Source organism: Acetobacter oryzoeni, assembly GCF_004014775.2.
GTDB classification, from domain to species: Bacteria; Pseudomonadota; Alphaproteobacteria; order Acetobacterales; family Acetobacteraceae; genus Acetobacter; species Acetobacter oryzoeni.
This window is the reverse complement of record NZ_CP042808.1, coordinates 1,279,886-1,292,188: the sequence shown is the minus strand read 5'-3', so window position 1 is coordinate 1,292,188 and position 12,303 is coordinate 1,279,886. Positions and strand designations below refer to the sequence as shown.

Annotated in this window: 10 protein-coding genes; 6 read left to right on the top strand and 4 right to left on the bottom strand. The window is 51.5% G+C overall.

The genetic code is table 11. The features are described 5' to 3' along the window. Window positions 1-228: 228 nt before the first annotated feature. Window positions 229-651 carry an alternative ribosome rescue aminoacyl-tRNA hydrolase ArfB gene (gene arfB, locus EOV40_RS06145; RefSeq protein ID WP_128105342.1) on the bottom strand — a complete coding sequence of 141 codons (423 nt, stop codon included), beginning with the start codon at window positions 649-651 and terminating at the stop codon, window positions 229-231. A gap of 179 nt (window positions 652-830) precedes the next feature. Here arfB and katE point away from each other — a divergent pair, with 179 nt between their 5' ends. Next, window positions 831-2,948 (top strand): catalase, encoded by a 2,118-nt coding sequence (gene katE, locus EOV40_RS06140; protein WP_128105341.1) that lies wholly within the window; start codon window positions 831-833, stop codon window positions 2,946-2,948. A gap of 53 nt (window positions 2,949-3,001) precedes the next feature. Here katE and EOV40_RS06135 read toward each other — a convergent pair whose 3' ends face one another. Continuing rightward, window positions 3,002-3,370, bottom strand: a complete 369-nt coding sequence (locus tag EOV40_RS06135) for a winged helix-turn-helix transcriptional regulator (RefSeq protein ID WP_050819823.1) — start codon at window positions 3,368-3,370, stop codon at window positions 3,002-3,004. Window positions 3,371-3,483: 113 nt separating this feature from the next. Here EOV40_RS06135 and EOV40_RS06130 point away from each other — a divergent pair, with 113 nt between their 5' ends. Continuing rightward, window positions 3,484-4,620: an alkene reductase gene (locus tag EOV40_RS06130; RefSeq protein ID WP_128105340.1), complete on the top strand. Its 1,137-nt coding sequence runs from the start codon at window positions 3,484-3,486 to the stop codon at window positions 4,618-4,620. Then, the gene (locus EOV40_RS06125) at window positions 4,617-5,987 is read left to right on the top strand and encodes an NAD-dependent succinate-semialdehyde dehydrogenase (protein ID WP_128105339.1); all 1,371 of its coding nucleotides are present in this window, start codon (window positions 4,617-4,619) and stop codon (window positions 5,985-5,987) included. The genes EOV40_RS06130 and EOV40_RS06125 overlap by 4 nt, the downstream gene beginning before the upstream one ends. A gap of 71 nt (window positions 5,988-6,058) precedes the next feature. Here EOV40_RS06125 and nhaA read toward each other — a convergent pair whose 3' ends face one another. Beyond that, a complete protein-coding gene (nhaA, locus tag EOV40_RS06120; protein WP_128105338.1) occupies window positions 6,059-7,291 on the bottom strand; it encodes a Na+/H+ antiporter NhaA in 1,233 nt (410 codons plus the stop codon). A gap of 100 nt (window positions 7,292-7,391) precedes the next feature. Further along, complete coding sequence (locus EOV40_RS06115) at window positions 7,392-8,576, bottom strand: lipase family protein (protein WP_128105337.1); 1,185 nt, start codon at window positions 8,574-8,576, stop codon at window positions 7,392-7,394. A gap of 136 nt (window positions 8,577-8,712) precedes the next feature. On the opposite strand from EOV40_RS06115, the gene EOV40_RS06110 reads away from it, so the two are divergent. The 3 genes from EOV40_RS06110 to shc all read left to right on the top strand — a co-directional run bounded on the left by EOV40_RS06110 (window position 8,713) and on the right by shc (window position 12,237). Next, entirely contained in the window at window positions 8,713-9,294 is a 582-nt protein-coding gene (locus EOV40_RS06110; protein WP_128105336.1) for a TetR/AcrR family transcriptional regulator, read from the top strand. A gap of 170 nt (window positions 9,295-9,464) precedes the next feature. Continuing rightward, window positions 9,465-10,019 carry a TetR/AcrR family transcriptional regulator gene (locus EOV40_RS06105; protein ID WP_003624473.1) on the top strand — a complete coding sequence of 185 codons (555 nt, stop codon included), beginning with the start codon at window positions 9,465-9,467 and terminating at the stop codon, window positions 10,017-10,019. Window positions 10,020-10,074: 55 nt separating this feature from the next. After that, window positions 10,075-12,237, top strand: coding sequence for a squalene--hopene cyclase (gene shc, locus EOV40_RS06100; protein WP_050819817.1), 2,163 nt, complete (start codon window positions 10,075-10,077; stop codon window positions 12,235-12,237). Window positions 12,238-12,303 lie beyond the last annotated feature (66 nt).

The window sequence follows — 12,303 nt, the reverse complement described above, 5'->3', positions numbered from 1 at the left end:
CCAAGAGAAGCAGTCGCAGGTGTTTCGCGTGTACTTTGGGTAGATTGCAAAAAAGAAAATGAAGTTACCCGGCAGATAAAATATTATTCTAACCGCCAAGTATTCAGCCGTTATTCAACGCTGGAATGCATTAAACGTTCCAGAACGGGATGTATCTTAAAAAGTAGAAGCAGAAATAATTTTTAACGGAAAATAGCCGCTCATTCAGCTTGGGCTTATTGGGCGGTATCAATCATCCAACCGCACTGTTCGCCCTTGTTTAATACGTGCGCGATGAGCTTTTCCTTGTAGGCGCCGCTGCCGTGCTGCGCGGCTAGGACGGGTGGCAACACGAAAAGCCGGGCGATGCGCAGCCTCACGTATTAAAGCCGCCAGACGTTCTATTGCATCCTCCCGATTGCGTTGCTGCGTGCGAAAACGCCGTGCCGTAATAACAATAACGCCATCACGCGTGGCTCGACTGCCCGCCAATTCCAGCAAACGCGCCCGCACCCGATCTGGCAAGGATGCAGAATACGCTGCATCGAACCGTAACTGAGCAGCCGTGGCAACCTTGTTGACATTCTGCCCACCCGGACCAGACGCCAAGATATAAGTGACCTCCAATTCGGAATCGGCCAGAGAAATATTGGGAAGGATAGAAATTGCCATAAACTCAACATAACACGTTTTGTGCTGTTGTGCTTGCGTGCTGGCATCCACCACAGGAACTATTCTGCCCCCCATACGTAAGACTTAAAATACGGGGAGCGACGAAACCTTAAAGGCGTACGATTTTAAGACATGTAAAGGGACGACGCTCCCGCCAAAACAACGGCGAGGAGAAGATCATGGCTGTCAAAAAAAATACGTCAGGCAAGGCTGCTAAAACCAAATTTGAACCGAGTTATACAGAACAGCAGGGAAATGGGGGAGAAACACACCAACAAGCTGGGGGTGATGTTGCAACGCTTACCTCTGCTCAGGGTATTCCCGTAGCGGATGATCAGAACACGTTGCGTTACGGTGCCCGCGGCCCGGCATTGATGGAGGATTTCCATTTTCGGGAAAAGATTTTCCACTTTGACCACGAACGTATTCCCGAACGCGTTGTGCATGCCCGTGGCTATGGTGCCCACGGTTATTTTGAGCTGACAGATAGCCTTGCAGACGTTACCCGCGCAGCTATTTTCCAGAATGTGGGAGAACGTACACCTGCTTTTGTGCGGTTTTCCACGGTTGCAGGCTCCAAAGGCTCATTTGATGTTGCGCGAGATGTTCGCGGATTTGCCGTTAAACTCTACACCAAGGAAGGCAACTGGGATCTGGTTGGCAACAATATCCCGGTATTCTTCATTCAGGATGCCATCAAGTTTCCCGATATGGTGCATTCCGTAAAACCCGCGCCAGACCGTGATTTTCCGCAGGCTCAATCGGCCCATGATAACTTCTGGGATTTCATTTCGCTTACCCCAGAAAGCTTCCATATGATCATGTGGGTCATGTCAGACCGGGGTATCCCGCGATCCTTTCGTTTTATGGAAGGGTTTGGGGTGCATACATTCCGTTTTCTGGACAGCAATGACCGCTCAACCTTTGTGAAGTTTCATTGGAAGCCAAAGCAGGGCTTACAGTCTGTTGTCTGGAACGAAGCGGTCAAGATCAATGGGGCGGACCCTGATTTCCATCGGCGAGATCTTTGGAACGCAATTTCCAGCGGAGACTTTCCTGAATGGGAACTTGGCGTGCAGCTTTTTGATGAAGAATTTGCTGAAAAGTTCGATTTCGATGTGCTGGACCCCACCAAACTCATTCCCGAAGAGTTAGTGCCTGTAAGAACGGTAGGCCGCCTGGTGCTAGACCACGTAGTTGATAACTTTTTTGCCGAAACAGAGCAGGTTGCGTTTTGCACCCAAAATGTGCCGCCTGGCATTGATTTCTCGAACGACCCATTGCTTCAGGGCCGCAACTTCTCATATCTGGATACGCAGGTAAAACGGCTTGGCAGCCCCAATTTTACGCATATTCCCATTAATGCCCCCAAATGCCCCATGGCGCATTTTCAACAAGATGGGCATATGGCCATGCACAACCCCGTGGGCCGTGCCAATTACGAGCCAAATAGTTGGGGCGCAGCAGGTGGCCCGCGTGAAAACCCCAAACAGGGCTTCCGCAGTTTTGCAAGTGAGGAAACCGGCCCCAAACGGCGGTTGCGGCCCGAAAGTTTTTCAGACCACTACAGTCAGGCCCGGCAGTTTTACATCAGCCAGACGCCTATTGAACAGAAACATATTGCAGATGGCATTACGTTTGAACTGAGCAAGGTGGAGCGGCCTGATATCCGTTCGCGCGTTGTCTCTCATCTCCTGCATATTGATGAGGAACTGGCAACAACGGTGGCCGATCATCTGGGCTTACCTGTAGTGCCCGAACCCGCTGAGGTAACGCAGCCTACACGCACTGATCTTCCTCCATCTGATGCCCTCAGTATCGTTAAAAATGGGCCAAAAACGTTTGCTGGCCGTAAAATGGGTATTCTGGCGACAGATGGCGTAGATGCAGACCTTTTTGCTGCGCTCATTGCCGCTCTTCAGGCAGAAAAAGCCAATTATAAAGTCATCGCCCCCAAAATTGGCGGCATTACACTCTCAGATGGTACCAAGGTAGCTGCGCAGCAGAAAATAGACGGCGGGCCATCGGTATTATACGATGCTGTAGCCATTCTGGCTTCCAAGGAAGGCACAAAAGTGCTGGCCAGCACTCCTGCTGCCAAAGACTTCCTGACGGACGCTTTCACGCACTGCAAATATATTGGGTATTCTTCAGAAGCTTGCACATTATTCAAAAAGGCAGGTTTGGCAGATGATGTTGATAAAGGCTGCATTAAACTGGGCAGTCAAAACGATGCCAACGCATTTGTAAAAACCTGTGGCAATCTCCGCTTCTGGCAGCGTGAAAAACTGGATTGAAGTAAAAAGAAACTCTCCCTCATGTGCGTTTAGGAGCGTAGGTGAGGGGGCTTTTACCCACCACTTGATTCTTTTTTCTGCCTCACGCTGTGGGCATATTTATCACCCCATTCCTTTAATGCATGGATGACCGGCTTGAGTGTTTTACCCAAGTCGGTCAGTTCATATTCCACGCGTGGTGGCACTTCTGGAAAAACCGTGCGGGAAATCAGGCCATCGGCTTCCAGTTCTCGCAACTGGTTTGTCAGCATACGCTGCGTTACATTTGGCATACGCCTACGGAATTCGCTAAAGCGCAGCACGCCATCTTCAAACAGATGATACAGAATAAGCGCCTTCCATTTACCCCCAAACAACTCCAGCGTGGCTTCTACGGTGCAGCCGGGGCTGCATGTTAGCGTGGTATGGCGAATACGGGGCATGGTATCATTCCTGACACTATAGGCGGTTTATGTGCGTTCTTGCGCCTTAAACCTAATAGGCCAATGTTTACGAGCAGACCAGAGACTATTTCTGCTTCTGAACAAGGCTGATCATGACTTCAATTTCTCTTTTTGATCCCATAAGACTGGGTGATCTGCCCCTGAAAAACCGGATCTTTCTGCCGCCTCTCACGCGCTGCCGCAGCACCCAACCGGGCGATATCCCCGATGCGCTTATGGCCGAATACTATGCCCAGCGCACACAGGCAGGTTTTCTGATTACCGAGGGCACGCAAATTGAACCACGCGGGCAGGGCTATGCCTGGACACCCGGCATTTACTCTCCTGAACAGATTGCGGGCTGGAAACTGGTAACAGATGCAGTGCATGCCCAAAAGCGCCCCATCTTTGCACAGCTTTGGCATGTAGGCCGTGTTTCTCATCATCTTTTGCAGCCCAATCACCAACCGCCTATTGCACCATCTGCTGTGGCTGCAACGGGTGTGAATGTTTTTATCCCAACTGGCCCGGGCACCGGAAAACTGGTGCCGCCCGATACTCCGCGCGCTTTAACCATTCCCGAAATTCATGAACTGGTAGAGCTTTATGCGCAGGCCGCCAGAAACGCACTGCAAGCCGGATTTGATGGCGTGGAAATTCACGCTGCCAATGGGTATCTCATCAACCAGTTTATTTCTGAACGCGCCAATTTTCGCACAGATGCCTATGGTGGTTCACTCTCCAACCGTCTGAGATTTCTGCGTGAAGTGGTTGAGGCTGTTTCTGCCGTGGTTTCCCCTGAAAGGCTGGGCGTCAGGTTTTCTCCACTGTTCAGCACAACTACGGAAGAACGCGTTTATCTTGGCTTGTTGGAAAGCAATCCGGCAGAAACCTATACCCAAGCGGTACGTGTTTTGGCCGATGCAGGCATTGCGTATCTCTCTCTGGCAGAAGCGGACTGGGATAACGCGCCAGATATGCCAGATTCATTCCGTGCGGCCGTAAGAGATATCTTTCCGGGCCGCATTTTGTGCGCGGGCCGTTACGATAAAGCCAAAGCAGACCACGTTTTGCAAAATGGCTGGGCAGACATGATCGGATTTGGCCGCAAATTCATCGCCAACCCGGATTTGCCTGCGCGTTTGCAGCACGGATGGCCCCTTAACGCCATAGACCCCACAACCATGTATGGCGGCGGCGCGCACGGATACACCGATTACCCTTTCTATAATCAGGACGCCAAAAAATGATTACATATCAGACAATTAACCCCACAACTGAAGCTGTTGAACACACGTTTGAGCTGCATACCCCAGAACAGATGCGCCAGATTATAGACAAGGCAGACCATATCTGGCGCACAGATTGGAAAAAGCGCAGCATTGCCGAGCGTAAAGTCATCATGTCAAAGGCGGCTGGTCTGCTGCGTAAGGATCGGCAGGCCCATGCGCGCCTGATTGCCACGGAAATGGGCAAAGCGCTGCCAGATGCATTGGAAGAAATTGATATTACGGCAGATATTCTTGCCTTCTATGCCAATGGGGCAGAGGAGTTTCTGGCTCCCACACCACTTAAGGTGAAAGATGGCAGCGCAAAAATAATCAATCAGCCACTCGGTGTTATTTATTGCATCGAACCTTGGAACTTTCCCTATTACCAATTGGCCCGTGTAGCCGGCCCCAACCTGATAGCAGGCAATGTGGTAATAGCCAAGCATGCCCCTAACGTGCCGCAATGTGCCTTGGCGTTTGAAAAACTGTTTCATGATGCCGGAGCGCCAGCAGGCGTTTATACCAATATTTTCCTAAGCAATGATCAATCTGCCGAGTTGATCAAGGATGTGCGTATTCGTGGTGTGGCACTTACCGGTAGTGAGCGGGCAGGGCAGACCGTAGCGGCAGAAGCAGGGGCTGCACTCAAGAAGGACACAATGGAACTGGGTGGCAGTGATGCCTTTATTGTGCTGGATGATGCCGATCTGGAACTTGCCGTCAAATGGGCTACATGGGGCCGCTTTGCCAATAACGGGCAAGTATGCACCGCTGCCAAACGCATGATTGTGCATGAAAAAATTTATGATGCGTTTCTGGATGGGCTAAAAAAGGCCATCACCCAATTCCGTATTGGGGACCCACTGGCAGAAGGCACAACACATGGCCCCATGAGCAGCCAACGCGCTTTGGATCTGGTGCTGGAACAGATTGATGAAGCCGTAAAAGCCGGCGCAACACTGGTTGCTGGTGGCAAGCGGATAAACCGTAAAGGGTTTTTTATGGAGCCCACAATTCTGACCAATGTCAAAAAAGATAACCCTGTTTTTTATCAGGAAATCTTTGGCCCGGTTGCGGTTGTTCATAAGGTGGCATCTGAGCAGGAAGCCGTTGATCTGGCGAATGATTCACCCTACGGCCTTGGTGGTTCCGTATTTTCACGCGATATCGGACGGGCAGAAAAGGTGGCCGAGCAGGTTGAAACCGGCATGATGTTTATTAACACAGCCACTGCTGCCGCGCCCGAACTACCATTTGGTGGCATTAAAAATTCTGGCTTTGGGCGGGAGCTTTCTTTCCTCGGGATTGAGGAATTCATTAACCGCAAGCTTATTCGTATAGGTTAAAAAACGTATCGTTCTGCTTTGTGTCTGCCCTTAACAAACGCGGCAGACACAAAGCAAACGAACATGCCAAGCTATTTACCACTTACAGCCGCAAGGTTTGCAGAATGCTGGCTTGGTTGTTTAACAGGCAAACAACGCAGCCAACTCCAGCCAGCCAATGCTGCAATAACAGATCCTGCAAATATCCCCAGTTTTGCTGATACGATTGTATCTGCATCCTTAAAGGCCAAACCAGCAATAAACAGACTGATGGTAAAGCCAATGCCGCACAGCAGAGAAAGCCCGAAAAGCATTTTTATTGATGTTGCTGCTGGGGCAGGCGCTATGCGCAGTTGGAGTGACAATATGGTTGCTCCAAACACTCCCACGGGCTTTCCCATAATCAGCCCCAGCATAATACCCAAGGGAACAGGAGCAAAAAGTGCCTCCATATGCACACCAGCAAGAGAAACCCCAACATTCATAAAGCCAAACAGGGGCAGCACCAGCCATGTCACGAATGGTGTTAATGCGGATGATACTTTTTCAAGCGGTGTAATCTGTTCTGCATCGGTTGTACGCGGTTGAGCCGGCAGGCAAAGGCCAGTAATCACCCCGGCAAGTGTTGGATGCAGGCCAGAAGATAAAAGCATACCCCACAGCAGCACACATCCGGCAGAATACACCCATAAAGATCTGCATCCCAACCGGTTTGCAGCAATCATGGCTACAGTTACACATAGCACACCAGCCAGTGCAGGCCAGTAAAGTGCAGCACCGTAAAACAGGGCAATAACAACAATGCCCAACACATCATCAAAAATGGCAAGCGCCATAAGCCATGCTCGCGCCCCGGCAGAAACACGCGCACCCAGCGCCATAATAACGGGCAGTGTAAATGCGGCATCGGTAGCTACAGGAATGGCCCATCCATGAACCGCATCTGCATGCTGATACGTTACCCAAAAATAGGTAAGCGCGGGCACAGCCATACCGCCCAATGCGCCAATCAACGGCAAGGCAATCTGACGCATGGATGAAAGATGGCCAGAAACCATCTCTTTCTTGATTTCCAGAATAATCAGCAGGAAAAAAAGCGTCATCAACCCATCAGATACCCATGCCTCAAGCGTATCTGGCGTGTGCGGTCCTAAAATAGAAAGCCGCATGGGTGTTGTAATCAGGGCTTCGTAACCACCACACCAAGCCGAGTTTTCCAGCACAAACCCCGTGAGCGAGGCCAGAAGCAGGGCTGTTGCTCCTCCTGCCGGAGACTGCAAAAAATGATGGATGCGATGAACGTACGCAGCAGGGGTTTCTGTCATGCGTGAATATTGAAGGCGTTATATGCCCCGCACAAGGGAGGAAAAACGTAAAGCCGCCGCTTTCCCTCCCGCAATCAAACCTAAATATATGTAGGTGATTTTATTCTGGCATGGGGGTGCACTGAGGCGTAACAGCTTGCCCGTTCATGACAGCCTGCGTGAAAGAAGCTGAATCTGGTAATGAGGCATTTACCGTCTGATCATGGTTCAGGCCTTTATAAACATGCGCCTGCACAAGTGTGCCAGCAGCGCAGGCTGCCTTTACCAATCCGTACTGAAGCGGCGGAGGCACATCCTTATCAAGCTCTCCGGTGCCAATAAACAGGGGTTGAGCCAGATGCATGGTAGGGTATTGCATTGCCTGTAAAGCCGGGGCCAGATTTTTTGCAAAATCGGTCTTAAGGGAGTTGCTGAAATTCAGGCCATCTTCCTTCACCTTGTCTGTCAGCTCATACACACACAAATTGGCTGCGGCACGGTAGGCTGGCATGGCTTTGGCCGTAAAAACGCTTTCCGGCTTAAAGCCTGTATCATAGCCAGAAAGGCCCTGTGCCAGATAAAGCGCATAAACAATAACGGGGTTATATGGCGCATTGTCCGGCGCTGTTGCCATCTGCTTGAGCAGTTCTGGTGTAATATAAGGTGCACCCGTGGCCACCGTGCCCCGAATATTCAGTTCTGGCGCATAGGTTGGAGCAAAAGCAGCCGAAGCAAAAGCGGCCCCTCCACCTTGAGACTGCCCGACAATCATGATCTTGTTCTGCAAACCCGGCACCGAGGCCAATGCTGCCTTCACGCCGTCCAGCAGGCTATAGGCTTCCACACGCGTATTTAGGTATGGGTGCGTGCCGGGAGTGCCTAAGCCCTGATAGTCCGTGCCCACTACGGCAAAGCCACGCTTCATCCATTCAGAAAGATAACGCTTGTTACGTGCGCTCCACGGGTTGTTAGAGGGCGCGCAACGGTCTGCAACGCCTACCGTGCCATGCGCCCAGGCAACAATGGGCCACCCACCAGCTGGCGGCTTACCCGCGGGCAAAATCACCTCTGCCGTAACCGGCACAAGCCCTTTGCCTGTAATGCCATTGGTGGAAAGGTACGTAATGCGCAGGGAACGCCCAGCATCTGGCAACGTAAAAGCCTCTGGTAAGGATTGCGTCGATGTAAGCGTACCAGCCGTGCCAGAAGGGGATGCTGTTGCTGCAATGGCCCCAGAACTCACCCCCATAAGGCAAAGACCAGCAACCAGACGAGAAACATGATAAACAGAGGGGAGAAAACGCAAGAGGGATCCTTCCTCAGGCTATTGGTCTTGTGTTTGACCGCCCGACAAATTGAAACTTAACAATGTTAAGAATGGAACATGGGGATAGAATGTCAAGTGTTCTGATGGTCATCGTGAATATTCTGGAAAATATGTAATGGGCCAGCCTGTTCAGCCTAAAAAAGCCTATCATCATGGAGACTTGCGTGCCGCTCTGTTGCGTTCCGCGCGCACTATTCTGGAGGAGCAGGGCATTGCTGCGCTGGGGTTGCGGGCCATTACACGCCATACGGGTGTTTCACAAACCGCAGCAATTCCGCACTTTGGTAATCTAACTGGCCTGCTTAGCGCACTGGCAACCATAGGGTATGAGGAACTGGCCGCAACGCTTACGCCGCTGCTTGATAAAGGGCCATATGCCGTGGGTGTAGCCTATGTGCAATTTGCCATGCAGCACCCCGGCCTGTTTACACTTATGTTCCGCAGCGATGTAATTGATAGGAAAAACCCGCATCTGGATGCCGCCGCAGCCAAAACATCTGCCATGCTCACACAATTGGTGGGAGAACTGAAAGGTCAGCATTCCGCCCATACACGTACCGGTGCGCGCGCAGCCTTGTGGGCCAAAGTGCATGGCTTGGCTGTATTGGCCATAGACGGGCTTCTGGAAGCGTTGCTGATGCGAGAAGGTGAGAAGATGACACTCAATGCCCTTATTGAAGATGCACTAAGGTCGTAAAAATCGGAATTTATTTTTTATTATTATGGGCTTATAGGTATTTTCTTACTTGTGCCGGGCTGCTTTCTGCCATTCTAAAAATGCATCCGTGTATTCCAATAATATGGTTGCACAATCATCGCTCTCATTTTAATTCCATCCGGACGGATTGAAATAATAGAGGACGGTGCATGGGCCGCCGCAGAACCATTGATCGGGAGAGCGTTCTGGACAGCGCGGAACTGCTTGTTCAGAAAGGCGGCGCCACCGCTTTAACGCTTGATGCCGTAGCCAAAGCCGCAGGAATTACCAAAGGTGGCCTGCAATACTGCTTTGGCAACAAGGATGACCTGATTACCGCCATGATTGATCGCTGGATAGCGGCTTTTGATCTGGAAATAGAAAAACATGCGGGGCCCAAGGCATCTTTGGCAGAGCGGGCGCGCGCCTATGTTCTGGCATGCCGCCAGATAGATGCCGCCACCCAAGCCAGAATGGTGGGTATGCTGATTACCCTGCTGCAATCCCCCAAATACCTTAACCGGATACGGGAATGGTACGCCGGATGGTTTGGGGATTGTAACGTTACCGCAGAAGATGCGCGGCAGGCACGTACTGCAATTTTTGCAGCCGAAGGGGCTTTCCTTCTCAGAAGCTTCGGCTTTATCGCTATGGATCAGTCTGGGTGGGATTCAGTGTTTACAGATTGCCTGCGGCTTATTACGCCCCAAGCAGAAACACCGTAATCTTTAAAACAGGAACCAATGAGTCTTTCATGATATTTCGCGCAGGTATGACACAATGAATATGGCAAGCCGTTTTTCATTAAAGAAGATTTTGCGTTCCGGTTCAGACACACAGGGAACAAACGTTAACACCCTTATTCAGTCTGGAACCTCGGATATTGTGCGTCAAAAACCTGCTCCACAGGTTCCGGCAGATCTGTCAGCCCTGAAAGCCATGGGGAACAGCCTGACACACACGCTGTCTTCCGCCTGTGAATGGTTGATGAAGCAGCAAAAGCCCGATGGTCATTGGGTGGGTTCTGTTGGGTCCAATGCCTCCATGGAAGCTGAATGGTGCTTGGCCTTGTGGTTCCTGGGGCTGGAAGATCACCCTCTGCGCCCACGTCTGGGCAAGGCTTTGCTTGAAATGCAGCGGCCCGATGGCTCTTGGGGCACATATTATGGTGCTGGCTGTGGTGATATCAACGCGACTGTGGAATCTTATGCAGCTCTCAGATCTTTGGGTTATGCAGAAGATGACCCGGCCGTTAGCAAAGCTGCTGCATGGATTATCAGCAAAGGCGGCCTGAAAAACGTACGTGTTTTCACCCGCTACTGGTTGGCCTTGATTGGGGAATGGCCGTGGGAGAAAACACCGAACCTTCCGCCAGAAATTATCTGGTTCCCCGATAATTTTGTTTTTTCCATTTACAACTTTGCGCAGTGGGCCCGCGCCACCATGATGCCGCTGGCAATTTTGTCTGCGCGTCGTCCATCACGCCCGCTGCGCCCGCAAGATCGGCTGGATGCTCTTTTCCCTGAAGGGCGAGCAAATTTTGATTACGAACTGCCCACCAAAGAGGGCAGGGATGTTATTGCGGACTTCTTCCGTCTAGCAGATAAAGGCCTGCATTGGCTGCAGTCTTCTTTTCTTAAACGCGCTCCTTCGCGGGAAGCGGCCATTAAATACGTGCTGGAATGGATTATCTGGCATCAGGATGCAGATGGTGGCTGGGGTGGTATTCAGCCGCCATGGGTGTACGGGCTGATGGCTCTACATGGTGAGGGCTATCAATTCCACCACCCTGTTATGGCAAAGGCACTGGATGCACTGAATGATCCGGGTTGGCGGCATGATAAAGGGGATGCCAGCTGGATTCAGGCCACAAACAGCCCGGTATGGGATACCATGCTGTCGCTCATGGCGCTGCATGATGCCAATGCCGAAGAACGCTTTACACCAGAAATGGATAAGGCTCTGGACTGGCTGCTTTCTCGCCAAGTGCGCGTGAAAGGGGATTGGTCTGTTAAACTCCCCAATACAGAACCCGGTGGCTGGGCGTTTGAATACGCCAATGACAGATACCCCGATACAGATGATACCGCCGTTGCGTTGATTGCTCTGGCATCCTGCCGTAACCGGCCTGAATGGCAAGCCAAAGGCGTAGAAGAAGCCATTGGCCGTGGCGTGCGGTGGCTGGTTGCCATGCAAAGTTCCTGCGGTGGCTGGGGCGCTTTTGATAAGGACAACAACAAGAGCATTCTTGCCAAAATCCCGTTCTGCGATTTTGGGGAAGCGCTGGATCCGCCATCGGTAGACGTTACGGCGCACGTTCTGGAAGCTTTTGGCCTGTTGGGCTTGCCGCGTGATCTGCCCTGTATCCAGCGTGGGCTGGCTTACATTCGTAAGGAGCAAGATCCAACAGGGCCCTGGTTTGGCCGCTGGGGTGTAAATTACCTGTATGGCACCGGGGCTGTTCTGCCTGCTCTGGCGGCACTGGGTGAGGATATGACACAGCCTTACATCTCCAAGGCGTGTGATTGGCTCATTAACTGTCAGCAGGAAAATGGCGGTTGGGGTGAAAGCTGTGCATCCTATATGGAAGTATCTTCCATCGGCCACGGCACCACTACGCCATCCCAAACGGCTTGGGCTCTTATGGGGCTGATAGCAGCCAACCGTCCGCAGGATTATAAGGCCATAGCCAAAGGCTGCCGCTACCTGATTGACTTGCAGGAAGAAGACGGAAGCTGGAATGAAGAGGAGTTTACCGGTACGGGCTTCCCCGGTTACGGTGTAGGCCAGACCATCAAGCTGGATGACCCTGCCATTTCAAAGCGCCTGATGCAGGGGGCCGAGCTCTCACGCGCCTTTATGCTGCGTTATGATCTTTACCGCCAACTCTTCCCGATTATTGCACTCAGCCGTGCGTCCCGTTTAATCAAAATCGGAAACTAACTTACAACAAGGATGCAGAGGGAAACTTCTGCATCCTTTATAATTTAGACATTACGTCATCCGACT

Bases quoted from the DNA above. Each gene is read 5' to 3' on its own strand.
- arfB (WP_128105342.1), bottom strand. From the start codon at position 651: ATGGCAATTTCTATCCTTCCCAATATTTCTCTGGCCGATTCCGAATTG.
- katE (WP_128105341.1), top strand. From the start codon at position 831: ATGGCTGTCAAAAAAAATACGTCAGGCAAGGCTGCTAAAACCAAATTT.
- EOV40_RS06135 (WP_050819823.1), bottom strand. From the start codon at position 3,370: ATGCCCCGTATTCGCCATACCACGCTAACATGCAGCCCCGGCTGCACC.
- EOV40_RS06130 (WP_128105340.1), top strand. From the start codon at position 3,484: ATGACTTCAATTTCTCTTTTTGATCCCATAAGACTGGGTGATCTGCCC.
- EOV40_RS06125 (WP_128105339.1), top strand. From the start codon at position 4,617: ATGATTACATATCAGACAATTAACCCCACAACTGAAGCTGTTGAACAC.
- nhaA (WP_128105338.1), bottom strand. From the start codon at position 7,291: ATGACAGAAACCCCTGCTGCGTACGTTCATCGCATCCATCATTTTTTG.
- EOV40_RS06110 (WP_128105336.1), top strand. From the start codon at position 8,713: ATGGGCCAGCCTGTTCAGCCTAAAAAAGCCTATCATCATGGAGACTTG.
- EOV40_RS06105 (WP_003624473.1), top strand. From the start codon at position 9,465: ATGGGCCGCCGCAGAACCATTGATCGGGAGAGCGTTCTGGACAGCGCG.
- shc (WP_050819817.1), top strand. From the start codon at position 10,075: ATGAATATGGCAAGCCGTTTTTCATTAAAGAAGATTTTGCGTTCCGGT.